Origin of the sequence: Chelatococcus sp. XZ-Ab1, from assembly GCF_029309855.1 — a bacterium.
In the GTDB taxonomy this organism is placed as follows: Bacteria; Pseudomonadota; Alphaproteobacteria; order Rhizobiales; family Beijerinckiaceae; genus Chelatococcus_A; species Chelatococcus_A sambhunathii.
In genome coordinates this window covers 94,028-118,229 of sequence record NZ_JARKII010000012.1, presented here as the reverse complement: position 1 = coordinate 118,229, position 24,202 = coordinate 94,028, and the positions used below count along the sequence as shown (strand labels likewise).

Sequence of the window (24,202 nt, the reverse complement as noted above, 5' to 3'; positions counted from 1 at the left end):
CATGGCGAGCGAAATCCGCGACCTCATCACCGCTCTCGTCGAGAAGGGAATCGATCCGATCGATGCTGCCGAGATCATCACGCGCGCGGCTCTCCTTGGGGCTTCGTCGGCCCAGCCGGAAAAGGCGCGCTCGGCCGGGGCTGTTCGGCAAGAGCGCTATCGCCTGCGAAAGGCGGGCGGAAGGCTGCCGGATAAGGAGTGGTATCCGCTAGTCGGCCAGGTGATCGCACGAGACGGCGGCAAATGCGTGTACTGCGGTACCACCGAGAAACTGGGCGCCGATCACGCCATCCCGCTGAGCCGAGGCGGGACGAACGACATAAGCAACCTCGTTGCGTGCTGCGAGGCCTGCAATAAGTCGAAGGGTGGAAGGACGGTCGAGGAGCGGAAGAGTGGGTCTGGGCCGCGTCACGGTGACGTCACCGTTACGAAAGTGACGGAAAGTGACGCTTGTGACGGTGGTGACGCCCCCCCTTGTGTCCCCCCTCTTCCCCCTGCACCCCCTTCTCCCCCCTATAATCCCCCCATCTCCTCCTCGCTTCGCTCGGAGGGCGCCGGGGCGCCGCCGGCTGCGCCGGAGCCGACCGAGGAGGATCCCCGCAAAGCCCTCTACCGCCGAGCCAAACAGGTTCTGGGGAAGACCTCCGGTGGGCAGGTGACGAAGCTGCTGAAGGCCGTCTCCGACAGCATTCCGAGGGCGCGGGCCATCATCGAGCAGGCGTCGGAGGCTGGTGATCCGGCGGAATACGTGGCCGGGGCGATCCGCAAGCGGGCGCCGGTCGAGCCGGAGCAGGTCGAGCTTTTCGACCCAGCGACGCGGAGCCCCGACGTGTGGCGCAAGGCGGTGGCGTCATGGCGGCGCGGCGGCACATGGGCGTTCGGCCACGAGGGGCCGGCGCCGGACGAGCTGGGGACGCTCGTGCCGGACGCGATCCTCGCCGAGTTCGGCATCACGCCGAGCCGGGAGCCGATGTGCAACCGGTTCGAGGATGCGAGCCAGCCGGAATTTGAGGCCCGATACCGACGCATGAAGGCTGCAATGCGCGAGATGAGGGAGGCGATGGCGTGACGGACGTGCTAGCCCGCATCACTGATTACGCTGCGCTCGTTGCTGCCATTCGCGCCCGGCGCGTGTCGCTTGGCCTGAGCCAGCTAGCCGTCGATGACATGGCGGGCCTGCCGACCGGCTACACGGCCAAGATCGAGGCGATGTTGACCAACCCGCAGGCGCCGAATGCGCGCAACATCGGGTGGCAGTCACTGCCGCTTCTTCTCGGGGCCCTGCGCCTCGAAATCGCGGTTATGCGTAGCCCTGCTTCGCATTCGAAAAGCGGTCCCAGTCCAATTGCTTACGAGGAAGCGATGAAAAAAGTAATGGCGGAAAGGGGACGCCTCGGCGGCCGCATTCGCGTCGCTCGGCTGGGCGAGGTGAAGGTGCGGCAGTCGGCCCGTCACGCGGCCCGTATCCGCTGGCGGAAGTGGCGCGAGCAGAAGGCGCGGCAGAATACCAAGGTCAGGCGGCAGACGAAGGCAGACAAGAAGGAGGCCGGCGACTAGGCTGATGGTTGTGTCGCCACGATCACGGCGCGGCCGCGACCTTGAGGCGCTCGGCGTCAACATGAATTTTTGAGCGCAAAAAGCCCCGCGCGGCGCTGGGCCGGCGGGGCGAGTTGTAGGCAACCAGAGCGGGCATGAGCCACTCGGTAGCGGCATCGTAGCCGATCCCGGCCGGCCCGCGCCGCACAGATCAATTGCCTTCAGCGGCCTGCTTCGCCTTCTCAAGTCCAAGTGATGGATTTTGGACGGTCCATAAGCAATCAGCGAAGATCTCAATCTTGCAGACGGTGGGAATAGCCGATCTTTACTCGGCCGCCGGTGGCACTGATCACGTAAATGTAGCTCTTCATGCTGCATAGATGATCAGGTCGAGACACTCTTCGCACCGCACACGGGGATCGTCCAGGCACGACTTGCTCAGCACTTGTCAAGCACGACGCACAGTGGCATGTCGTAACGGAGGCGAAACGACAACACCTTGAAATACCGAAAGAACAGCGCCGCGCGCACAGCAACGACGCTCTGTGCGGTGCCGACCAAACAGTAAAAATCCATCCTCCCTCGCGCAACCAACCACGCGCGCATTCTTCTCGCCGGTGGCGAGCGACCAGCGAGCCAGCCGAGCGACCAGCGAAGGCAGGCGATCCAACCTCTCCACCATGAGCAAGCCATCCGTCCCCGCGCTCAACTCATCCGGACGCTCCCTCCTCTCCATCCCGCGCGTCCGAGAACTACTCGACCGCCTCGTCGAAGGTGAACGCCTCGAGGACGCCGCAGACGCCCTGGGCATCCGGCGACGCCGCGCCCGACTGATCATGCGCGATCCCGCCTTCCGCCGGCAGTTCTTCAGCGAGATCGAAGACCTCAAGCAAGCCGAACGCGCGAGGAATTTCAGGCTGCAGCAGGTGGTGCGAGACCGCGGGTTCGCGCCCACTGCATCAGCGGCCGAGATGAAGGTCGCTCTGACGGCCGTGCGCGATATCGAGGGCACACACAAGGACAGCCCGATCACGATCAACGGCGGCAACAACGTCATCGCCGGCTACGTCGTCAGGCTCGACGGTCCTGTTGAGGGGCCGCGCGTGATCTCAAGTCAGGGTGCTGAGCGCGCTAGCACCTTGATTGAGCAAGAGAGTGTTACCGATGTGGACGGGTAACGCGCAGAATGAGGGCGCTTGCTGCGGCGCCCAGGTCATCCGGCGCGGCGACGGCATCGGCTCGTGCGTGGTCGGATACGGACGGCGGCCTGTCGGGCGGCTGGCCCCACCCACCTTCGCGATAGATGGCGTCCAGGCCCGGTGGGGCGGGGGAAAATCGCGGCGCAAGTCGGGACGTCCTCCCACCCTTGCGCGATTTTTGCCCGGAACATCGGGGGTGTGGTTGTCAGATTTTTTGGCCTGAGAATTCAAGGAGACTTCGATGACGCATGATGCCTACAGCACGAAGCGGGTCACTGTATGGCCCCAGGAGAAAGACAATCAGGCTGGGTACGCGATCAAGTATGCAGACGGCTATCTGTCTTGGTGTCCCGATGCTGTCTATGAGCGCGATTATCAGCCGATTGACAAAATGTCGTTCGGGCACGCGTTGCATGCGCTGAAAGCCGGACACCGCGTTGCTCGCGCTGGCTGGAACGGCAAGGGCATGTTTCTGTTCCTAGTGCCCGGCTCGCGGTTTACGGTCAATCGCGCGCCCCTCCTGGGTATCTACCCGGAAGGAACGCAGATCGATTACCACCCGCACATCGATATGAAGACGGCGCAAGGTTACGTGGTGCCTTGGCTCGCCTCGCAATCCGACATGCTTGCCGACGATTGGCAGATCGTCGAGGCGGCCTGACTGGTCCGGCCTGAACATTCGCGGGGTGTTGTGATGGCGGCGACGCGGGATGTCCTGAAGGCGCGGCGGCGAGATGATGCCTGGGGCGCGCACATGGCGAGCGTTCGGGCGGCTGAAGGGCGTGGGGAGCCGTGGCCGGCGTGGCGTGAGCCGACGGAAACGCCCGATGGTGGCGGTTCGTTGGCGGCGGATGTGGTGGGTGGCGCGATGCCACCGGGTGAGCCGAAGTCGTCGGCGGTTGTTGGGGGGCGGCTGATCGTCGAGACGACGGAAGGGACGTTCGCGCATGGCGGCGGCGGGTGGGTGCGGCTGTGATGGTGGCTGTGCGGCCGCCGCGCGCCTGCATGGCGCCTTTGCGCGGACTGGAGCCTGACATGGAAGCCATCCAGGAAGAGCGCCCGGCCGTCAACCGCGACGAACACGGTCGCGTCATCTACGTGCCCGACGGCAAGGTTCTGCGCGGCTTCATGCTGAGCAACGCGCGCGTTCGGATCATTCGGGGGCCCATCCGTTCGGGGACATCATCGGCGTGCTGCATGGAGATCTACCGGCGGGCGTGCGAGCAGGCACCGGGGCCGGATGGGGTGCGGCGGTCGCGGTGGTTCGTGATCCGCAACTCGTATCCGGAGCTGCAGCGGTCGACGATCAAGACATGGCTCGATTGGCTGCCGGAGCGGGAATTCGGCCGGTTCGTGTGGTCGAAGCCGATGGTGCATTACCTGCGCAAGGCGGACGTGTCGGCGGAGGTTGTGTTTCTGGCGCTCGACAAGCCGGAGGATGTGTCGAAGCTGCGCTCGACGGAGTGGACCGGCGGCTGGATCAATGAGTTGCAGTACATCCCGAAGGAGGTCTTCGACGAGGCGGAATCGCGCATCGGGTACTATCCGGCGGTGAAGGACGGCGGGGCGACTTGGTCGGGGCTGTTCGCGGACCTGAACTCGCCGACGGAAGACCACTGGTTGCCGCGACTGACGGGCGAGGTGCCGTTGCCGGAAGACATGCCGGAGGAAGAGCGCGCGGAATGGGTCTGGCCTGCTGGTTGGGAGTATTTCGTGCAGCCGGCGGGGCTCGTCGAGGTGTTCGGCGCCGACGGCAAGACGGTGGTGGACTATCGGCTCAACCCGGGAGCCGAGAACCTTAAGTGGATCCCGAAGATCGGCGGCCGGCCGCTGTACCTCGAGACGATCAAGGGCAAGTCGAAGCGGTGGATTGATTCATCGATCATGAACCGGATCACGGCGCCGATCGACGGGCAGGCAGTCTGGCCGATGTTCCGGGAAGAGACGCACGTCGCGAAGGTGGCGCTGCGGCACAACCCGAACTGGCCGGTCGAGGTGGGGCTGGACTTCGGCCGGCGTCCGGCGGCGGTGTTCGGGCAGCTCGTCAACGACCGATGGTCGATCATCGGGGAGCTTGTTGGCAGCGACCAAGGCGCCTCGGTTTTTGCGCCGCGTGTGCGGCGGTGGCTGTATCAGCATTGCCCCGGATTGCTGGATGATGATGACCTGCGGTCTGTCGAGCGGGCGATCCGACTGGGGCGACTGCGGCTGCATGGCGATCCGAAGGGGCAGGACAAGACGCAGGCCTCGGATGTGACGGCCTATGATGTTTTTGCGTCGTTCGGGATGAATGTGCGGCCGGCGCCGGTGCCGACGAACGACATTGCGACGCGCCTCGAGGTGGTCGAATACGCGCTGAATACCATGCGGGACGGATCGCCGCGGTTTCTGCTGTCGCCGTCTGTTGTGACGCTGAAGATGGCGATGGCGGGCGGATATCGGTTCAAGAAGGGTGACGACCAGCGGACCGTGCCGGTGAAGGACCGGTATTCGGACATTGCGGATGCGCTGCAGTACCTGCTGCTGGGAGCCGGCGAGGGACGGGCGATGGTGGGCCGCGTGCGGCCGGGCGATGCTGGCTCGAACCAGCCGGTGAAGTGGCACAAGGGGCGCCGCTCGCTGCGGCGGGTGGGCTGATGGACGACTTCTCGAAGGCGCCGATGTCGATATCGGAGATCCGGGCGCAGAAGGTGCGCGACGGCTCGATGTGGACGCCGCGCGACGTGCTCGTGTCGCTGCTGCGGGAGATAGACGCCGGCGAGCGGGCGGTCGACACGCTGTTCGTGGCGTTCGCGCACGGCGATGAGGTCGGCTATCGGCAGTCGTCGTCGGACGCGATCAGGACTGTCGGCATCATCGAGCACGCGAAGCGGCTGTTTCTGGAGGGCTGACATGGCGGACGTTGTGCTCGCCCCCCCTGGCGTCGAGCCGGCGACCTGGTTCGTGTTCTTCGAAACGCGCGCCCGGTCGCGGTGGTTGTCGTGGCTGGCCATGGGGCGGTTCAAGCACGTGTCGGCGGCCGGCTGGATCCCGGAGAGCGGGCAGTGGGTTTTCTACGACGTCAGCCTCGGCCGCAGCCGCATCGCGGTCGTGACGGACGGTTCGATGGCGTGGGAGCACATCCGGGCGAAGCGCGAGCATGCGGTGACGGTGGCGTTCACGCCGCGTGAAGGGCGGCATTTCTGGCTCCGCGTCGGGTTCTGGTGCGTACCGGCGATGGCGCACCTGGTCGGGTGCCGGACGCAGGCATTGCGGCCTGATGGGCTGTACCGGGCGATGCTGCGGCAGGGCGGCGCTGTCGTCGACTGATCCCTGTGCGGTGCGGTTTTCCGGCGGCGGGGTGAGTTTCGGGCCTGACGAATGGAGGCCCGATCCATGGGAAATGCATTCTCCGGCAAATCTCAGCGCAACGCCATGATTGCGCAGAACGTGGCCGAAGAGCAGCGGCTGGCGCAACAGCGGGCGGAGATCGAGCAGCAGCAGCGTGAGGCGGACAATGCTCAGGCCGGTGCCATGCAGGCGTTGCTCGCCCGCGACACGAACCGGCTCCTGCGCACGTTCGGCTCCCGATCCATCTCTTCGGCCGGGCGGTGATCCGCGATGGCGGCGAACGCGCTCGAGAAGGAGGCGCAGCAGCGCCTGAAAGACGCCCGCGCCGCCAAGGCGCAGGTCGATGTTGACCTGCGCGAAGGTTATTTCTTCACAGCGCCGCGTCGGGCGAAGGACGTGACGTCAAACGTTTTTGTGACGTCGGATCGGAAGCGGGATGATGACTCCTCGATCCTGCAGACCTCGCTTGGCATGGAGGTCGCGCAGGACTTCGCGACGGAGATGCTGAACACCTTCACGCCGGAGGTCATCAACTGGGTCGACCAGAAGGCCGGCATCGACATGCCGGAGGATGCGTTCGAGGAAATCAAGGAAGACGTCGACGCGCAGACGGCGAAGATCATGAGCGCCATCAAGGCGTCGAACTTCTACGCGGCGGCGGCGCAGGCGTACATGCCCGACCTTGCTCTTGGCACCGTGGCGCTCTGGATCGACAGCCTGCGACCGAACGAGCCTATTGTCTGCCAGCATGTTCCGCTGCGAGAGCTTGAAATCAACGTCGGCCCCTATGGCGAGGTCGATGATCGCTTCATCGTCCGCTCGACGCGCTATCGGCACGTGCCGGCGCTGTTGCCTGGAATTCGCTTGCCGGACGAGGTGGCAAGGAAGGTGAAGGACAGTCCCAATGCCGCATGTCAGGTGAAGTGGGGCTTCTGGCGTCGCTGGGACGATGAATCGGACGTCGTTTGGCAGCGCGTTGTCATGGTCGGCGAGCGCGTCGTCGATGCCGGCCTTCTACATGGCGAGGGCTCGTGCCCGCTGATCGTCGGCCGCATGAATGTCGACCAGTCGTTCCCCTTCGGCGATGGGCCGACGCTCCAGGCGCTGCCGGAGCTGCGCCGCCTCGACGAGCTCGAGGGACTTGACGTCGAAGCGTTCGACTTCAGGGTGCACAAGCCGTTCTTCTATCCCGACGACGGCGTAATCAACCTGTCCGGCGGCATTGAGCCGGGCATGGGCTATCCGGCCCGGCCGTGGGGCTCCGGCACGCCTTTCGTGCCGATGGAATTCGGCTCGGAGTCGATGACCGAGGAGTACAAGTTCCAGAAGATCGAAGCCCGCATCCGGCGCCTGCACTTCATCGACTTCCCCGAGCAGGTCGGCAAGACGCCGCCGACGGCGGAGCAGTGGCTCGACGAGCTGGCGCGGGCGAAGCGCCGCATCGGCACGCCGGGCAAGGTCTTCTGGAAGGAAGGGCCGGCGCAGGTGTTCCTGCGCTTCAAGTACCTCCTCGAGCAGCGCGGCGTGATCGCGCCCGTGAAGGTCGACGGCAACGAAATCGCGCTCGTTCCGTACGACCCGACCGAGCAGGCGCAGGAGCACCAGGATGTGCAGGTAGCCGGCCGCATCCTCGAGATGGCGCGGGCCTATTTCCCGCAGCTCAGTGAAGTGCTCGTCGACGGGCCGAAGACGCTCGCGAACATCAAGACGAAGCTGCGCGACGGCGTGGTCGTGCTCCGATCGAAGGACGAGATCATGCAGACCGTGCAGGACCTCGCGCCCGTTCTCGGCGGCGGTGCCGGCGGCATGCCGCCCGGTGGAGAAGTCGCATGAACCCCGATCAGGAACTGGCAGAGGCGTGGGCCCGGATCCTGATGGATCGGCCGTACACGGGCGACGGCCGGAAGGCGCTTCTGTGGCTCCGCCGGCAGGTTCTGGAGGTTCTTCCGCCCGGTCATCCGTCCTGTGCGGTGCACGAGCACGAGGGCGCCCGCAGATTGGCCGCGACCATCATTGGATTTGCGGTGAGCGCGGACGATGACGACAGGGAACGCAGGGACCGGGACGACGCAGACGCAGACCTCGACCTCGAGCGACGCCGGCAGCGGCACGCCCGCGAACGGGCAGGTCAGCGGCAACGGGGCGTCGGGCGCCGGGTCCCCGGCTGAGAAGCCGCAGCGTCCGGACTGGCTCTCCGAGCAGTTCTGGGACGGCGAGAAGGGCGAGATCAAGGGTTCCGATCTCAAGGCCCATCTCGACGACCTTTCGTCGTTCAAGGCCGCCGAGGACTCGCGCCGCGCCGCGGTGCCGGAAAAACCCGACGGCTACGAGCTCAAGATGCCGGCGGACTGGAAGGCCCCGGAAGGCTTCGACTTCCAGCTCAACGCGGACGATCCCATGGTCGCCTTCGGGCGGCAGATCGCGCATCAGCTGGGTCTCGATCAGCCGGGCTTCGAAAAGCTCGTCGGCGAGTACGCCAAGCAGCAGATCGGCGAGCTCCAGAACATCGAGACGCTGAAGGCGAAGCAGATCGAGGCTCTGGGGCCGAAGGGCGCCGATCGCGTCGCGGCGGTCAAGAACTTCCTGACGGCGAAGCTCGGCCCGGAAGTGATGCCGATCTTCGAGCATGTCCTGCAGTTCTCCGCCGGTGTCGAGGGCCTGGAGCGGCTGATGCGCGTCGTCGCGAGCGGTGGCCCCGGCTTCGTGCAGACCGGCCGGGAGAACTCGCGTGGCCAGATCGAGGGCTGGGACAAGATGACCCCGGCTCAGAAATTCGCGGCGGCAAGGGCGGCACGGGCGCGCGGCTGATCGCAGGGAAAGGGGTGAGGAGAGAAGGCGATGGCGGAAGAATTCGATGAAGCCCTGACGCTCGTGCAGTACAGCCAGCGGCTGGATGAGGGCAGCGCCGAGCGGGCGGTGGTCGAGACCTTCGTCGGCGAATCCGACGTCATGGCGGCGATGGTCATCCGTCCCGCCAACAAGGGCAAGTACCGCTACCCGCAGGAAGAGGAACTGCCGGACGTCAAGTTCCGCGGCTACAACGAGCCCGGCAACGTCAGCCAGGGGCGCACCTCCATGCAGGAGGAAGGCGTCTTCCTGATGGACGAGTACGTGAAGGTCGACCGTGCTCTCGTCGACGAGCTCGGCCCGCAGCATCGCGCCGAGCAGGAGTCGATGAAGGTCAAGGCCATGTCGCGGCACTTCACGCAGGTCTTCCTGAACGGCGACAACATCTCCGATCCGCGCGAGCCGAAGGGCATCAAGCTGCGGTCGGCGATGAGCGAGCAGACGGTCATTCACAACGCGACCGGATCCGGCGGCGGCGCCCTGTCGCTGGCGAAGCTGGACGAGGCGATCAACGAGGTGCGCAACCCGACGCACATCATCTGCGATCGCGCGTTCAAGCCGCTCCTCAACGCCGCGGCCCGCAGCCCGACGCTGACGAACAACATGCTGAACCTCGACATGAAGGATCCCTTCGGCCGCAAGGTTCTGGCGTTCGGCGAGCTGCCGTTCCTCTTCGGCTACCCGAAGTCTCGCGGCGATTCGATCCTGCCCTTCAATGAGGTGGCCTTCGGCGGCGGTGCCGCGCAGACGACGTCCATGTTCGTCGTATCGATGGGCGAGGATGGCGTCTTCATGATCGAAGGCGTTCCGGTCTCCGTCCGCGACGAGGGGCAGCTTCCGGGCGTGCCGCTGCTCTCGACCCACATCAAGTGGGACTGGGGCATGGTCTCCAAGGAGTATTCGATCTGCCGCCTGGACAGCATCACCCAGGCGCCGATCGTCGCGTAACGAGCGGGCCCGGCCGTGCCGGGCCCCTTTCTGCAACAGGAAGGGTGGAGATACGAAGATGGCGAAGCGTTACTACCCGCTCGACGCCAACACGCTGTTTGGCGAAGACGTCACGATGACGGCGACTGGCAACGTCCAGAAGGGCGGCGTCGACGCTGTGTTCAAGATCGGCAAGGGGCGGCAGGACATGTCGCTTGTGGTCGACATTTCGGCCTATGATGCGACGACCGGCGACGAGGGATACACGTTTCTCCTGCAGGGCAGCAACGCGGAAGACTTCTCGGACGATATCGAAAACCTCGCGGCGCTCGAGATTGGCCCTGCCGCGGTTCGCACCGGAGGCGCCCGCACGTCGCCCATTGGGCGCTATGGCATCCCGGTGTCGAACGATCTGATCGACGAATTCACCTATGTGCGTCTGCGCCTCATTGCGGCCGGCACAACGCCGTCGATTACGTTCACCGCCTGGCTGTCCGAGCGCCCCTGATCGGGGCGCTCCATTGTCTGGCTGATCCGAGGAAGCGACGATGCCGAAGAAGGTCAAGATCTATCACCGGGACGGCCACGGGGCCGAAGTATTCTCCGTCGACGCGCGCGAGGCTGTCGAACGTGGCAAGGGCGAATGGAGCTATCGGCCGTTCGCTGCCGAGAAGAAGGTGGAGGCCGACGAGAAGTCGCCGGCCAAGCCGCGCTTCGTTGCTCAGCACCGTGGTCGCGGCTCCTTCTCCGTCATGGAAGGCGACAAGGAGGTCGTCGAGGGCCTGACGAAGGAGGGAGCCGAGAAGAAGGCGGCGGAGATGAACGCCGCCGGCTGACAGGCTCTGAGGCGATGGATGGATGGCCCGGCCTTGCGCCGGGCTTTTTCATGTGCGGTGCATCGGTCAGGGGCGGGAGCCATCGTGCTGGCAATTCGGGAGACTGCGCATGGCAAGTCGGCTTTCCATCATCAACGATGCGCTTCTCGGCACCGGCAACAACCGGCTCAACGTGGAATATGACGGTTCCGATGCCTGGACCGTGGCGGAATCGGCCTACCGGCGAGCCGTCGGCTATCTGGTTTCGAAGCACGACTGGAAGTTCGCGACGCGGACGGTGCCGCTTGCCGGCCTGCTGCCGTCGTCGCCGCATCCGCTCCTGTCGAAAGCCTATGCGCTGCCGGGCGACTGCCTGCACGTCTCCTCGGTCTGGATCGGGCTACACGGCGGACCCGGTTCCGTGCCGCTGAACCGGTACGAGATCGTCGATGATCGCCTTTGCTGCGAGCACGATGACGGATTGACCGTCGCTTATGTGCGCGCGCCCGATCCGTCGAATTGGCCGGCCAGTTTCGAGGAGTTGTGCATTGCGAAGGTTGAGGCGTACCTGCTGCAGGGCCTCAACGAGGATACAGACAATGCGCGCCGTCGTCATGGGGATGTTGAGGACATGCTGGCGGAGTTGAGGACGCGGCACGATCAGCAGACGCCGGGACGCGCTTTCTTACGGTCCCGCTCGGCCGAGCGCCGCGCGGGCGGACGCGGGCGCGTTCGCCTCCCTGTGCCGCCGTATGGTGGGGTTGGTCGATGAAGGCGCAGGTCATCGCGCAGCGCGATTTCTCGGCCGGCCAACTCGATCCGACGGCATCTCGCGCCGACGATACGGAAATCATGCGCGCCGGATTGAAGACGGCGCGCAACGTTCGCATTCTCGGAACCCGCGCGATGAAGCGGCGACCGGGCCGTCGCATCCTGTTCCCGACGACCGGTCGAGCCGACATTGTGCAGCCGACGGCCGGCGAAATCTGGTACATGGCCCTCGAGCCGGGGCAAATCGTCTTCCGCAGGAAGGGGGGGCTGGCGGCGCAGACGATTACCGGGATGCCATGGACGGCGGCTACTGTTCCCAATCTGCGCTACGCGGAATCGCAGAACATCGTCATCATCTCGGGCCCCGGCATTCGGCCGCAGGTGTTCGACTACACCCCGTCGACGGGGACATGGACGCATAGTGTCTTCGCGTTCGCGACGGACCCGAGCGGCGCGATCCGGGCGCCGTTCCACAATTTCTTCCTCGGCCGCGGCATCACGCTGCTGCCGTCGGCGCGAACGGGCAATATCACGCTGACCTTCTCGCAGCCGGTGCTCGATCCGGCGCACGTCGGCGTGCGCTTCCGGTATGCCGAGCGCCAGGTGCAGATCACCGCCGTCAACAGCCCCACGAGCGCAACGGCGACCGTCATCGAGGAGCTGCCGCCAACCTTCAACGTCACCTTCAACAACGTGTCCGGCCTGCAGGTAGGGGATATCGTCGAGGGCGTGACGAGCAGCGCGCGCGGCGTCGTGACCGGGATTGCCGGAACGACGGCCACGATCCTGGTGACGCAGAACTGGGCGGGCTTCCAGTCCAGCGAAGTGGTGGCCGGACCGCGCTCGAGGATGACGGTTTCATCGCAGTCGGCCGCCGCGCCAGCGGCAACGTTCCTCTGGGAAGAGGCGCTGATGTCGGATTTCCGGGGATGGCCGCGCGTCGTCTCCAAGGACCAGCAGCGCGTCATCTTCTGCGACTTCCCGCAGGTGGGATCGGCGGTGGTCTACTCCGCCACCGGCACCGTGAATGACTTCCTCGTGGGCGGCGAGCCGGAGGATGCCATCTTCGAGTTTGTGCCGGACAACTGCACGGTGCGGGACGTGGTGGGCGGCGCCGACGAGTTCGTGTTCACCGACAAGGGCGTCTATTACGTGCCTGTCTCGGAGTCCAACCCGCTCGTGCCGGGCTCGATCTCCTTCCGGCGCATCAGCGACGACCCGTGCTCGTCCATCCGGCCGGTGCTGACGTCGGAAGGCATGGTATTCGTCAACGCGTCGCTGACCCGCATTTTCGCGCTGGTCGGCACCGGACAGACGACGCGGCCCTACATCATCGAGGACCTGACGCAGTACCACTCGCCGATCATCAAGACGCCGGTTGCCCTGACGGCGAGCTCGGCGGATGTGACGACGGCGGAGCGTTATTTGTACGTGGCGAACGGCGTCGACGGATCGATGGCCGTCGGGCGCTATCAGGAGCGCCGGTCGGCCGGCTCCTATGTGGGGTGGGTGCCGTGGGATGGCGCCGGCCGCATCGAGTGGGTCGCCTCGGGCGGCTCGGACGTCATCGTGACGGCGAGCTACGAGGTCGGCGACGAGACGCTGCGCTTCGTTGAGGTGTTCGAAGAGGGTTTGCTGCTGGACGCTTCACAGCCGCTCGCCAGCAACACCGGTGCCGAGGTGCTGGAGTTCTCGCCGGGCGACCCGGTGGAATTCGAGCCAGGCGACCCGGTGGAACTCGGGGACACCTATGCCTTCAATTGGGCCGTCGGCACGACGCTCTCCGTTGAGCAGAACGGATGGTACCGCGGCGACTACACCATCGAGGCGAACGGATCACTCTCGGGCCAGATCCCGGTGCAGAACGCCGTGGGCATGACGGGCGGGTTCGCCTTTACCGTCGAGGTGACGCCGCTCGTGCCGCATGCCCCGGAAGGGCAATCGCAGCGCCAGCGGCTCCGGCGCCGGCGGCTGAAGCAGGTCGCAGCGACGGTCCAACGGACGCAAGCGATCGAGGTGGCCGGCTGGCTTGTGCCGTTCTATCGCGGCGGCGAGAACGAGGAGCAGGCACCCCCGATGCGCGACGAGACGTATCGGACGCGGCCGCTCGGACGCGACATCGATCCGCAATGGTCGGTGATTCAGCGCCTGCCCGGCGCCCTGACGATCATCGAGCTGACGACCGAAGTCACGATCTGACCCCGTGTGCGGTGCCTGCGGGTGCCGCGCGCGGCAGTGTGGCCCTCACGAATTGCGAGGGTCATCATGGGCGAAGCTCTTGCGCTCGGCTTGAGCGCCGCGGGCACCGGGGCGAACGTCTTCTCGACGCTTGCCGGCGGCCAGCAGAACAAAGTCAACGCGCAGCTTCAGGCCGGCCGGGCGTACATGCAGGCCGAGCGGTTGAAGGTCGCCGCCGAGGCCGCGAAGGTGCGCGGGACCCAGGTCGACACGGCGTTCCGGGACGATCTCAACCAGTCGCTGCAGAACATGTACGCGATCCGGGCGGCGCAGGGCGCTTCCATCGACAGCCCGACTTCGCGCGCCCTCGGTGAGCGGGCGCGGACTGTCAGCGATCGGGCCCGCCGGGTCGCCGTCGGCAATGAGCGGCTGCGGACCATGGGAATCGAGAACGAGGCGGCCGTTGCCGAGGGTGATGCCATGGCGCTGCTGCGGGCGAGCCGGCGTTATCGGACGGCAGCGGCATTCAGTGCCGCAGGACAGGCGATTTCCGGGGCCGGGTCCTTCCTGCAGGCTGGGCAGAAGGCGGGGTATTGGTAATGGTCGACGCATTCGAGGCATCGGGCGCCGGCCGGGTCCGGCAGCAGCTTACGGACATTCCGAGCACGCGCGATCCGCATGTCGTCTCCGTCGATCAGCTGACGCGGCCGTACACGGCGATTGCGGAGGCGGTCGGGCATTTTGGCAGGGGGCTCAGCCAGGCGGCGGACGACCTTGCCGCCTATAATGCCATGGCGCACCAGACCGCTTTCGTCGAGGCGCAGGTTCAGATTGACAAGGATGTAGCCGAGGCGCGGGCGCAGTACCGGCACCGTCCGGCGGAGTTCGAGGCATGGGCGAAGGAGTATGGCCGCACGGTCGGCAAGGGTAGCCCGGTCCTTCGGGACAAGCTGCGCACCTACGCGACGCAGGTTGCCGGCAACGAGTTTTCGAACATCGTCAACGAGAAGCGGCGATACGACGAGCAGACGGCGCTCGCCACACTGAAGGCGCGCCGTGAAGACGTCGAGAGCAGGCTGGAGGACATTGTTTTCCGCGGCGCCGACAAGAACCCGGACGGAACGCCGACGCATGAATACGCCCAGTTGATGACGGATGTCGACGATATTCGGCGGCAGATGGTCGGCAATCCAAACCTTGCGTACTCCGAAGAGATGGCGGCGTTGGACGCCGAGCGGTTCGACCGCCGGATGACGGCCATGGCGATTGTCGGGTCGGCGCGGCGGGACTTCGAGCGGGACGGCAATCTGAGCCGCGTGCAGCGTGCAGCCGAAGAGCGGCTGAACGGGGTCAAAGGTCTGTCCGCCGAGGAGCGGCTGCAATATCTCGGCCTCATCAATCGGCACCTATCCGGCGCGAATGCGGCGCGCAGCGCGATCACGCAAGAGACGAAGGAGCGCGGCCTCAGCCTGCGGCAGCTATACCGCAGCGGACAGAAGGTGCCGGACGCGGAAACGGATGCGGTCATAGAGCAACTGCGGCGCTACGGGTTGCATAGCGCAGCGGACGACCTTGAGATGGAGCGCGAGGCGTCCCGCCTGGAGCCGGCGGCGCGTGCTTCAGCGCGTGGCGCAGTGGATGCGCTCGCCGGGCTTCAGGGCCGCGCGCTTGGCGGTGGAGGCGGTCGCGCCGTTGCGCCCGGCCGGGCGCCCCCGCCGGAGATTGCGACGGCCATCGGTATGGCAGCGGAGAAATACGGCATCAGTTCCGAACTGCTGCATCGCATTGCCTGGATCGAGAGCCGGTTCGATCCGAACGCGCTCAACCCGAACTCCAAGGCAGCGGGACCGTTCCAGTTCATTCCGTCGACCTGGCGCCAGTACGGCGCCGGCGCGAGCCCGCATGACCCAATTGCCAGCGCCGACGCGGCAGCGCGGCTCCTTCTCGACAACAAGCGGTATCTGGAACGGACGCTCGGCCGGACGGTGACGGATGGCGAATTGTACCTTGCGCATCAGCAGGGTGCCGGCGGCGCGGCCAAGCTCCTGAGCAACCCGAACGCCAGAGCCGTCGATGTGGTCGGATGGCGAGCGGTGACGCTCAATGGTGGCACGCCGGAGATGACCGCTGGCCAGTTCGCGCAGCTTTGGATTCGCAAGGTGGAAGGTGCCGAGGGTGCGACGTTCCCGGCCGCTGGCGGCACGTGGAGCGAGAGCCCGGTCTATCACGAACTGCTGCAACGGTTTCAGGGGCTCGTCAATGACGGAGCGCGGCAGACTTGGGCCGGCGTCAAGAGCGCTTTCGACGGCGGCTTTCAGCCGAGCCCGGCGGAGATGGAAGACCTCTTGACCTATCTGCCGAAGGTGTCCGATGCGAATCTTCGCAAGGAAATCCTCGACGGTCTGGCGGTGGCTGAAGCGGCGGGCAAGACGGCCGGTCTGCCGGTGCAGCAGCTGCGCGAGATCGTCGCGCAGTCGGAAGCGGCCGCCGCGCGCGGCGAAGTCGATCCGCTCGGGCGGCAGTTGATCGAAGTCTGGAACAGGCAGGCAGAAGCGCGGGCGCGGGTTCTGCGCGAGGAGCCGACGGTTTACGGGAAGGTTGATCCAGAGACTGGCATCGCCGTACCTCAGCCGCTCGATCTGTCATCCGGCGACGCGCTGCGGACCTCGATCGCTGAGCGGCAGCGGACGCTCGAGATCGTGAAGCAGGGCAATCCCGACGCCGCCGACGCGGTGTTCTCGAGGACGGATATCGGCAACATTGTCGCCGCGCTGAAGGCGTCGCCGGAAAGCGCGCCGACCGTCATCGGGGAGATTTCGGGTGCCCTGACACCGGCTCAACTCGGCGTCTTCATGGCGAACGAGCAGGTATCGTCCACGCTCGCCGGCATGGCCCGTTCAGGCGACCCCCAGAAGATGAGCGCCGCCTTCTCGATCCTCGACGCGGAGTACCGGCGTGACCCGCAGGCATTCGAGCGCGTCTATGGGCGCGATGTGGAGACGAACCTGCGCCTGTGGCAGGACAGGCGGCAGTACATGACGCCCGACCAGCTCGTGGCCGAGATGAAGCGGGCGGGCGACCCGACCATGAAGGCGGCACGTGATGCGCTGCGCAAGGAGGCGCAGACGCTGGCGAAGGACTGGACCGTCGAAGACGTGCGCGACAAGCTCGGTCATACGGGTTTTCTCGGCTTCGGCCGGGCCGGCGCGCCGACGGACGCCGGGCAGGCCGGAACGCTGCGGAACGAATTCGTGCGCGAGTTCGCGGACGCCTATGCGGAAACCGGTGACGAGAAGATCGCCACCGGTCTTGCCGCCGAAAGGGTCAATCGCGTCTGGGGGCCGTCGGCGGTCAACGGCGGCGAGATCATGCGCAACCCGCCGGAGAAGTTCTATCCGACCATCGGCGGTTCGCACGAATGGATTGCCGAGCAACTCGAGCAGGACGTGCGACGCTATATCAAGTCGCGCCTCCTGACGCAGACGGTGGAGCAGCGGCCGGGCGAGACGCGGCAGGAGGTGAATCGCTTGCTGGCGGCGCCTCACCGTCTGATTGCCGACCAGCAGACGGACGCGGAGCGGGCGCGTGGTGAACCTCCATCGTATCAGATTGTGGTGCGGGCGCCGGATGGCCGGTTTGTCGCGCTCGAGGATGCGGAAGGGCGCCCGACGCGCTTCCGGGCGGATGCATCGCTTGTGACCGATGAGATGCGCCGGGCCTTCGAGCAGCGGAGGCAAGGCGCGGTACGGGCGTTTGAGCGAGGCGGCGCAATGGCCATTGATGTGTTCACCGGGCTGGGAACGCAGTAATGCCGATCTTCGTGAACGACAAGCCGACCGGGTTCGAATTCCGCGATGTCACGGCCCAGCCGGAGCACGATCCGTTCTCCGGTTACGAGCCGACCATTGGCGATATCGCAGGCGCGGCCTTCCGTATCGACAACTCTGTCGGATCGACGATGCGCGCCCTTCAGTCGCAGACGCGCGCGCCGGCCGATCCCAATCACAATCCGCTCTCGACGATCCGCGGCACGCGGTACGAGCGCGACTATATCGACCGCTTCATCGCTTCGCGCAACGAGGAAGAGACGCGCTTGATCATGGCGCGGATCGACGCCGAGGAGCGCGACCGGCAGACGCTAGAAGATGCCGGCGGGTGGGGAACGGCCGCGGGAATCCTCGCGGGCATCATCGATCCGCTGATCTTCTTGCCGGCGGCTGGCGTCGTGCGCTCGGTCAAGGGGGGCTATTCCGTCGCGCGGTCGGCTGGCCTCGTCGGCCTGTCGGGTGCGCTGCAGGCGACCGCTTCCGAGGGGGTGCTGCAGGCGACGCAGATGACGCGCACGCCAGAGGAATCGCTGATCAACATCGGCACCGCGACGCTTTTGTCCGGTCTGATCGGCGGCGGGGCGGCGGCGCTGCTGTCGCGTGCGGAACGGCGGGCGCTGGAAGCGGCGCTTGATGCCGACCGGGCTGCCATGTCGCGGCAAGCAGGCGTTGATGACCCACCGGTGCGAGACGGCTTCGCCATGCCCGCTTCGGGCGGCGCGGCCGCGACTGACCCGCGCGAACTGCGGCTTGTTTCGTTTGGGCTCGACCGTGTGCCGGCCATCGGCGACCTCATCAAGCGCACGTCACCGACGCTGCGCGTCGCCTCGTCGGATAATATCCCCGCCAAGCGCGCATTCTTCGATCTCGCCGAGACGGTGCTGCGTTTCGATGACAACACGCGCGGCATCCCAACCTCGCTGGGCGGCCCGCCGGTCTCGCGGATTGTCACGCTGCAGAAGGCGAGGGCAGCCATCGAAACGAGCGACACGCTGCGCGATACGTTCATCCGCTACCGCTATGGCGACCAGCCACCAAAGACCGCTCCCATCGCGCGCTCGAACCTCGACGACATGCTCGGCCGCAACACGGACAAGCTGTCGTACCGCGACTTCAAGCGCGAAGTGACGCGGGCGCTGTTCTCCGGCGACGCGCACCCTGTCGTCGAGGTTCAGGAGGCTGCGCGGCATCTGCGCGACAATCTGCTGAAGCCGCTCGAGCGTGAATTGAAGGCGGCGCGGCTGCTGCCGGAGGACGTCGACAGCCCGAAGGGCGACCCTTCGTGGTTCGCGCGCATCTGGAACAAGCAGGCAATTGCCGCGCGGCGCCACGACCTGAAGAAGCGCATCTCCGACTGGTTGGCGGCGGAACAGACAGAAAAGGCGGCGGCGAAGTCCCGCATCGCCGAGCTTGTCGCGGAGCGCGACCGGCTCGAAGCGGCGATGGACAAGCTGGAGGCGCGGCAGGAACGGCTCGCGGCTCGCACGGCCGATCTCGAATCGCGCCTTGCCGAGCGTGGCATGGAGGTTCGGCGCACGGCGGCGCGGGCCGATGCGCTTGATGAGCGGGCGAGGCTCATCGCGGATGAAATTTCCGATCTTGCCGAGTTCGTCGATGCGATGAAGACTGAGCTGCGCTCGCCGGAACTGGCGAACCAGCTACGGGAGTTGGAGCGAGAGCTGGCGGACCTGCGGCGCGCGGATCGGCCGATCACGCAGGCCGATCTTGACAAGATCGAGCGCGAGGAGAAGCGCTCGATCCTGACAGGTGACGTGCGCGCGGCGGTCAATGTCCTCACCGGGCGCAACAAGGGCCACCGATTGCCAAGCTTCCTCGCCTGGATGGCGAGGAACGGCGGCATCGTGGACGACCGGGGGGAGGTGTTCGCGGCGCTCGGCGACAACCGCTCCGTTGTCGGCCTCATTCGCAAGACGGGCCGCGGGCGCACGATCGACGAGTGGGGAGAATACCTCTACGACCATTTCGGCTTTGCCTTCCCCAATGGCCGCCCCTCTTACAACGAGGTGCTGCGGATCATCGACGATGCCCAGCGCGGCAAGACGCCATGGTGGTTTTTCATCGACAAGAACGGACAGCCGACGAAAGCGGCGCGCGTCGATGAGATGGTTCGCATCTTCGACGACCTGGCGCGCGAAGTGGGGGCCAATCCGCAGACGGCCGATGACTGGTATTATCTGCTGCGCGGCGAGAGCGTTCCGCGAACCCTCGACGATCTCGAAAGGGAATTGGCGACGCTCGCGGCAAGCGGTCATCCCGTTCCGCCAAGCGGTAGAGCCGAGCAAGTGTCGGCACTCATCGCCGCGCGCCGGGAAGCCATTGCCGATATCCGGGCCGCGCGCGACAAGGCAATCCGCGCTGGCGACCGGAAGGCGCGGCAACTGGGCGTTTCTGAGGCGCGGGCCGGCGAAGCGGCTCTTGCCGAAAGATCAAACCGCGGGCGGCTCGGCATTCTGTCCGACCGGCTCGACCGGGCGCAGGCGCAGCGCGAGATGCTGGAACGGGCGAGGGCTCTTGCCGACGAGGCGATGGAGCGCGCGCGTGTGCGCCTTGAGGAGGAGTTGCGCGGCTGGAAGGGCAACTCCGCCGCGGATGCCGTGTCTGCGCTCAAGACACGGGACGAGGCGGCGGCCGGCCGTGCCGAGGACGCCCCGCGGTTGCGGGCTGCGGATCGGGCAGTGGACCGGGCGGCCCGGCGCATCGTCGAGACGGATTACGACTGGACGCCCGATGAGATCGCGAGCCGAGCCGACGAGATAATCGACCGCATCCTCGGCTCGCCAGATGGTCGCCTGCCCTACGATATCGCCTCGCCGCAGCCCGGCGGCGTGAGACAGTCGGACGACCTGCGGGGCTCGCTCAAATCCCGCGACTTCGCCATCCCTACGCAGCTCGTGTGGGATTTCGTCGAGCAGGATGTCGAGCACATCATGTCCGTTGTCATGCGGACGGTGCTGCCGGACCTGCATCTGACGACCCGTTTCGGTGACGTGAGCATGACGGAGCAGATGCGGCAAATCAACGAGGCCGCCGCCGCGAAATCTGCCGCTGCGAAGACGGACGCCGAGCGCGCCGCTATCGAGAAGGAAAAGGAACAGCTTATCAAAGATCTTGCCGCCACCCGTGACCGCATCAGGGGCATCTACGGTTGGAATACCCATCCTCGGTGGGTTGGCCGCGTGTCCGCCGCCGTGCGGGCCTGGAACACCATTGCCGATCTCGGCGGGGCAACGCTCAACTCCTTCGGCGATGCCGCCGGCGTCGTCTTCCGGTACGGCTTCGAGCGGGTGCTGGGGGACGGCTGGCGGCCGTTCTTTGCCGGGCTCGTCGGGCGCTCGAAGGTCTACAGTGCGGCTAGGCGACAGGCGCGAGCCATGGCCGTTGCTGTCGAGACGCAACTGAACCTGCGAGCTCACCAACTCAATGACCTGATGGAGGGCTATCGGCCTGACACACGCTTCGAACGCGCACTGCAGTGGGGCGCCAACAGGTCGCAACTCGTGAACTTTCAGGCGCCGTGGACGGATGCGGTGAAGACGATTGCCTATTCCGTGGCCTCATCGGAGCATCTGCGCATGGTCCGCCGGTTGGCGGAGGGCCGGGCGAGCGCCCGTGACATTACCATGCTCGCCGAGAACAGCATCGACGAGGCGATGGCCGGCCGCATCTGGCGCGCGTTCAGCGCCGAGGGCGGGGGCGAGACGGTCGATGGCGTGCGCCTGCCGAACACGGGCGCATGGGAGGATCGCGGCGCGGCGCTCGCGTTCGAAGCGGCCATGGGCAAGGAGGCCGATGCCCTCGTGGTGACGCCCGGACTCGAACGGCCTCTCTGGATGAGCGATCCCGTGTGGGGGCTCTTCGGGCAGTTCAAGTCGTTTATCGCGGCGGCGAACGAGCGCCTGCTGATCGCGAACCTGCAGCGGGCCGATGCGTCCGCGCTGCAAGGGCTCATTTTCTCGGTGGCGCTCGGAATGCTGTCGTACCGCGCCTACACCTGGGCGGCCGGGCAAGAGGCGAGCGACCGGCCGCAGGACTGGATCAAGGAAGGGCTGTCGCGCTCCGGCGTCATGGGCTGGTTTGACGAGGTGAACTCGTTCGCGGCCAAGGCCTCGCGCGGGCAGATTGATGCCTTCCGGCTGATCGGGGCCGACCGGCCGCTGTCCCGCTATGCCTCCCGCTCGATCTGGTCGGCGCTCCTCGGGCCGACTACCGGCAAGGTGGAGAAGGCCCTACAGGTGACGGGTGCGGCCGCCTCCGGCGAATGGACAGCTTCGGACACGGCGGCCCTGCGCCGGATCATGTTCTTTCAGAATTTGTTCTGGATCAGGAGGCTTCTTGATCAAGTAGAGGACGGCGTGAACAACGCCTTCGGGATCCCGGAGCGGCGGCAGTAATCCGCTGTGCGGTGCGGGCAGGGGCTCTCAACCGCACGGTGTCGGCATCTTCAGCAGGTGCCGACATGACCGCGAACATCGCCAACGCCGATCGCATTGTCCAGTACGCCCCCAACAACACCACGGGCCCGTTTCCTGTGCCGTTCCCTGTCTTCGACCCGACAGGCGCCGATCTCGAGGTGACGCTGAATGGCGGGGTTGTTGCAGGCTGGACCTTCGTCGGCACGCTGGACCCAGGATTTTACGGCGCGCCGAACACCTGGGTGAACGGCTCCTTGTCCTTCGATGAGCCGATTTCGGGCACTCTCTTCATCGAAGGCAATCGGGCGCCGCGGCGGGAATCGCAATATGCAGAGGGGCGCGGCATCCCGGCGCGGGACCACAACACTGAGTACAACACGCTGACGGCGATCTGCCGGGAGGTCTGGCAGCGCCTGAAGCGCGCGGTGCGCGTTCCGGTGGGTGAGGCCGGCCTGACCTTGCCGCCGATCGCGGACCGGGCCGGAAAATATCTCGGCTTCGATGGCGCCGGCAATCCTGTGCCGCTGCAGCCCAACCAGATCAACACGCCTGATCTGTCGGACGGTGTCGTCACCGATCCCAAGGTCTTCGATCCGCCTTCCCCCAGTCACCCTGACGCGGTGCGTGCGAGCAAACTTTCGTTCCTGCAGGCGGGGACGGATGCGGTCTATCGCACGGTTCAAGACAAGCTGCGCGAGCGGTTCAGCGTCAAGGACTTTGGTGCCGTGGGCGACGGCGCGACCGACGACACGGCAGCTCTCCATGCGGCCATCACCGCGGCAGGCGTTGGCGCGGAGATCTATTTCCCGCCGGGTGTATATCGGCTTTCCGATCATGACGCCGATGGCATCGGGCTGATGCAGTTGTCGGGGCAGCGGTGGGTCGGCGCGGGGCGACGTGCCTCCGTCCTGCTGCTCGACGGCGCCACGACTGATATCAAGATCGTCGTCAAAACCGAGGATTTCGCGGAAGACTACTCGTTCGAAGACCTGACCATCGACGGAAACCGCGCGAAAATCATTCCTGCGGTGGACTTGTACAACCACTTTTTTGCCGTTGTCGGCGCGCGCGGCGGCAAGCGGGGCCTCTATCGCAACATCAGCATCATCAACAACTGGGGCCGCGGTCTCCAAACGAGCGACGAAATGGCCGCCGAATACGCCGAAGACATCCTTGTTGATGGTGTGTGGTGCCTGAACAACGGAACGAAAGCCATCTCGGCAACGAAATCGAAGCGCGTCACGATCGAGGGGTGCTTTGTCGAGGTCAATGCCTACACTTCAGCCGACCATCCGGGCGGCATCGGCAACGGGAACGCAAGCAGCGGCAGCTGCTTCGAATTCAATGACGCTCATGGCGCTATTGTGGCCAACAGTCACGGCGTCCAGGTCGGCGAGACCGTGCGAGGCCCGGGCATCCGCTTTATCAACAGCAGCCGCAACTGCCGAGCCTTCGGCAATTACATCGAGGGTGCGTTTTACCTCGGCTTCATCCAGAACAGCAACGACTGCGAGTTCTTTTCCAACACAGGCAAGGATCTCACGGGAACGGGCATTTTCATCGGCGATGTCGATGATGGTGAGGGAACTTGCCTCGGATCTCGCGTCCACGACAATAAGATTATTGATCCGGCTGCAGCGTACGTGCAGATCATCGCCGCCAAGGCTTCGTCTGATCCAGAGGTAGAGGCATATATTTACAATAACGACTTTATCCAGGAAGCCGGTAGCCCGACCCACGGTATCTACAATAGCGGTGTGGTACCCCCGGCCACTGGCGGAAGCTGCACCGTCTACGAGTGGGGCAACCGTTTCCGTGGGACGATTCCTCATCGCCGCGCCGGCCCTGCCGCCGCTGAAATCCAGCCGCAGCCGGATCGCGGTTGGCAGGTCATTGCGCAGTCGGCAGTAGCGGTCTCTCACACCGGCGATACATCCGAGGCGGTGCTGGCGAATATCATCGTGCCGGCCAATCGGATGGGAAAAAATGGCCGACTCCGCGTGACTGCCCACTGGAGCTGCTCGAATAGCGCGAATAACAAAATCACCCGCGTGCGGTTCGGGGGCAGCCAGGCAGCTGCCGTGACGAACACGACGGTCGCCCAACAGAAGATGCAAATCGAGATCGCGAACCGTAACTCGCTCAGTTCGCAGATCGTGAGCATCCCCGGCAGCTCGGCTGGCGTTGGCCAGACGGCCACATCAGTCACGACGCTTTCCATCGGGACCGATGCTGATCGATCGGTGGCGCTCACTGCCGAACTCGCGAATTCGGGCGAGACGGTCACGCTGCAAAGCTACGTGGTCGAGCTGTTTTATCAAGTGTGAGTGAGACGCAGC

20 protein-coding genes are annotated in these 24,202 nt (G+C 65.7%); all 20 read left to right on the top strand.

All coding sequences use genetic code 11. The features are described 5' to 3' along the window. Position 1: 1 nt before the first annotated feature. A complete protein-coding gene (locus tag P2T65_RS17305) occupies positions 2-1,069 on the top strand; it encodes an HNH endonuclease (RefSeq protein ID WP_276200329.1) in 1,068 nt (355 codons plus the stop codon). Then, a complete protein-coding gene (locus P2T65_RS17300; RefSeq protein ID WP_276200328.1) occupies positions 1,066-1,557 on the top strand; it encodes a hypothetical protein in 492 nt (163 codons plus the stop codon). The genes P2T65_RS17305 and P2T65_RS17300 overlap by 4 nt, the downstream gene beginning before the upstream one ends. A 659-nt stretch (positions 1,558-2,216) precedes the next feature. Next, positions 2,217-2,714, top strand: a complete 498-nt coding sequence (locus tag P2T65_RS17295) for a hypothetical protein (RefSeq protein ID WP_276200327.1) — start codon at positions 2,217-2,219, stop codon at positions 2,712-2,714. 262 nt (positions 2,715-2,976) lie between these two features. Continuing rightward, positions 2,977-3,396 (top strand): DUF2829 domain-containing protein, encoded by a 420-nt coding sequence (locus tag P2T65_RS17290; RefSeq protein WP_276200326.1) that lies wholly within the window; start codon positions 2,977-2,979, stop codon positions 3,394-3,396. 33 nt (positions 3,397-3,429) lie between these two features. Then, a complete protein-coding gene (locus P2T65_RS17285) occupies positions 3,430-3,711 on the top strand; it encodes a hypothetical protein (protein ID WP_276200325.1) in 282 nt (93 codons plus the stop codon). 59 nt (positions 3,712-3,770) lie between these two features. Continuing rightward, a complete protein-coding gene (locus tag P2T65_RS17280; protein ID WP_276200324.1) occupies positions 3,771-5,372 on the top strand; it encodes a hypothetical protein in 1,602 nt (533 codons plus the stop codon). After that, positions 5,372-5,626 (top strand): hypothetical protein, encoded by a 255-nt coding sequence (locus tag P2T65_RS17275; protein ID WP_276200323.1) that lies wholly within the window; start codon positions 5,372-5,374, stop codon positions 5,624-5,626. The genes P2T65_RS17280 and P2T65_RS17275 overlap by 1 nt, the downstream gene beginning before the upstream one ends. Before the next feature lies 1 nt (position 5,627). Further along, positions 5,628-6,044, top strand: a complete 417-nt coding sequence (locus P2T65_RS17270; protein WP_276200322.1) for a hypothetical protein — start codon at positions 5,628-5,630, stop codon at positions 6,042-6,044. Between the two features lie 66 nt (positions 6,045-6,110). Further along, entirely contained in the window at positions 6,111-6,329 is a 219-nt protein-coding gene (locus tag P2T65_RS17265; protein WP_276200321.1) for a hypothetical protein, read from the top strand. Between the two features lie 6 nt (positions 6,330-6,335). Then, positions 6,336-7,898, top strand: a complete 1,563-nt coding sequence (locus tag P2T65_RS17260; RefSeq protein ID WP_276200320.1) for a portal protein — start codon at positions 6,336-6,338, stop codon at positions 7,896-7,898. Between the two features lie 204 nt (positions 7,899-8,102). Beyond that, the gene (locus P2T65_RS17255; protein ID WP_276200319.1) at positions 8,103-8,873 is read left to right on the top strand and encodes a hypothetical protein; all 771 of its coding nucleotides are present in this window, start codon (positions 8,103-8,105) and stop codon (positions 8,871-8,873) included. A 30-nt stretch (positions 8,874-8,903) separates the two neighbouring features. Further along, positions 8,904-9,860 carry a major capsid protein gene (locus P2T65_RS17250; RefSeq protein WP_276200318.1) on the top strand — a complete coding sequence of 319 codons (957 nt, stop codon included), beginning with the start codon at positions 8,904-8,906 and terminating at the stop codon, positions 9,858-9,860. Positions 9,861-9,918: 58 nt separating this feature from the next. Next, positions 9,919-10,347 carry a hypothetical protein gene (locus tag P2T65_RS17245; RefSeq protein ID WP_276200317.1) on the top strand — a complete coding sequence of 143 codons (429 nt, stop codon included), beginning with the start codon at positions 9,919-9,921 and terminating at the stop codon, positions 10,345-10,347. Positions 10,348-10,387: 40 nt separating this feature from the next. Further along, the gene (locus P2T65_RS17240; protein ID WP_276200316.1) at positions 10,388-10,675 is read left to right on the top strand and encodes a hypothetical protein; all 288 of its coding nucleotides are present in this window, start codon (positions 10,388-10,390) and stop codon (positions 10,673-10,675) included. A gap of 109 nt (positions 10,676-10,784) precedes the next feature. Continuing rightward, entirely contained in the window at positions 10,785-11,426 is a 642-nt protein-coding gene (locus P2T65_RS17235) for a hypothetical protein (protein WP_276200315.1), read from the top strand. A 92-nt stretch (positions 11,427-11,518) separates the two neighbouring features. After that, positions 11,519-13,624, top strand: coding sequence for a hypothetical protein (locus P2T65_RS17230; RefSeq protein WP_276200314.1), 2,106 nt, complete (start codon positions 11,519-11,521; stop codon positions 13,622-13,624). 66 nt (positions 13,625-13,690) lie between these two features. Next, positions 13,691-14,203: a hypothetical protein gene (locus P2T65_RS17225; RefSeq protein WP_276200313.1), complete on the top strand. Its 513-nt coding sequence runs from the start codon at positions 13,691-13,693 to the stop codon at positions 14,201-14,203. Continuing rightward, positions 14,203-17,412 carry a transglycosylase SLT domain-containing protein gene (locus tag P2T65_RS17220; protein ID WP_276200312.1) on the top strand — a complete coding sequence of 1,070 codons (3,210 nt, stop codon included), beginning with the start codon at positions 14,203-14,205 and terminating at the stop codon, positions 17,410-17,412. Before P2T65_RS17225 ends, P2T65_RS17220 begins: the two co-directional genes overlap by 1 nt. After that, on the top strand, positions 17,412-21,842 hold the full coding sequence (locus P2T65_RS17215) for a hypothetical protein (RefSeq protein WP_276200311.1): 4,431 nt from the start codon (positions 17,412-17,414) through the stop codon (positions 21,840-21,842). The genes P2T65_RS17220 and P2T65_RS17215 overlap by 1 nt, the downstream gene beginning before the upstream one ends. 65 nt (positions 21,843-21,907) lie before the next feature. Then, positions 21,908-24,190 carry a glycosyl hydrolase family 28-related protein gene (locus P2T65_RS17210; protein WP_276200310.1) on the top strand — a complete coding sequence of 761 codons (2,283 nt, stop codon included), beginning with the start codon at positions 21,908-21,910 and terminating at the stop codon, positions 24,188-24,190. The last annotated feature ends 12 nt before the right edge of the window (positions 24,191-24,202 follow it).

What these genes read in the sequence shown, in the direction of transcription:
- P2T65_RS17240 (WP_276200316.1), top strand. Translation starts at nt 10,388, where the DNA reads ATGCCGAAGAAGGTCAAGATCTATCACCGGGACGGCCACGGGGCCGAA.
- P2T65_RS17255 (WP_276200319.1), top strand. Translation starts at nt 8,103, where the DNA reads ATGACGACAGGGAACGCAGGGACCGGGACGACGCAGACGCAGACCTCG.
- P2T65_RS17285 (WP_276200325.1), top strand. Translation starts at nt 3,430, where the DNA reads ATGGCGGCGACGCGGGATGTCCTGAAGGCGCGGCGGCGAGATGATGCC.
- P2T65_RS17290 (WP_276200326.1), top strand. Translation starts at nt 2,977, where the DNA reads ATGACGCATGATGCCTACAGCACGAAGCGGGTCACTGTATGGCCCCAG.
- P2T65_RS17225 (WP_276200313.1), top strand. Translation starts at nt 13,691, where the DNA reads ATGGGCGAAGCTCTTGCGCTCGGCTTGAGCGCCGCGGGCACCGGGGCG.
- P2T65_RS17295 (WP_276200327.1), top strand. Translation starts at nt 2,217, where the DNA reads ATGAGCAAGCCATCCGTCCCCGCGCTCAACTCATCCGGACGCTCCCTC.
- P2T65_RS17210 (WP_276200310.1), top strand. Translation starts at nt 21,908, where the DNA reads ATGACCGCGAACATCGCCAACGCCGATCGCATTGTCCAGTACGCCCCC.
- P2T65_RS17265 (WP_276200321.1), top strand. Translation starts at nt 6,111, where the DNA reads ATGGGAAATGCATTCTCCGGCAAATCTCAGCGCAACGCCATGATTGCG.
- P2T65_RS17275 (WP_276200323.1), top strand. Translation starts at nt 5,372, where the DNA reads ATGGACGACTTCTCGAAGGCGCCGATGTCGATATCGGAGATCCGGGCG.
- P2T65_RS17270 (WP_276200322.1), top strand. Translation starts at nt 5,628, where the DNA reads ATGGCGGACGTTGTGCTCGCCCCCCCTGGCGTCGAGCCGGCGACCTGG.
- P2T65_RS17260 (WP_276200320.1), top strand. Translation starts at nt 6,336, where the DNA reads ATGGCGGCGAACGCGCTCGAGAAGGAGGCGCAGCAGCGCCTGAAAGAC.
- P2T65_RS17280 (WP_276200324.1), top strand. Translation starts at nt 3,771, where the DNA reads ATGGAAGCCATCCAGGAAGAGCGCCCGGCCGTCAACCGCGACGAACAC.
- P2T65_RS17245 (WP_276200317.1), top strand. Translation starts at nt 9,919, where the DNA reads ATGGCGAAGCGTTACTACCCGCTCGACGCCAACACGCTGTTTGGCGAA.
- P2T65_RS17250 (WP_276200318.1), top strand. Translation starts at nt 8,904, where the DNA reads ATGGCGGAAGAATTCGATGAAGCCCTGACGCTCGTGCAGTACAGCCAG.
- P2T65_RS17220 (WP_276200312.1), top strand. Translation starts at nt 14,203, where the DNA reads ATGGTCGACGCATTCGAGGCATCGGGCGCCGGCCGGGTCCGGCAGCAG.
- P2T65_RS17305 (WP_276200329.1), top strand. Translation starts at nt 2, where the DNA reads ATGGCGAGCGAAATCCGCGACCTCATCACCGCTCTCGTCGAGAAGGGA.
- P2T65_RS17215 (WP_276200311.1), top strand. Translation starts at nt 17,412, where the DNA reads ATGCCGATCTTCGTGAACGACAAGCCGACCGGGTTCGAATTCCGCGAT.
- P2T65_RS17235 (WP_276200315.1), top strand. Translation starts at nt 10,785, where the DNA reads ATGGCAAGTCGGCTTTCCATCATCAACGATGCGCTTCTCGGCACCGGC.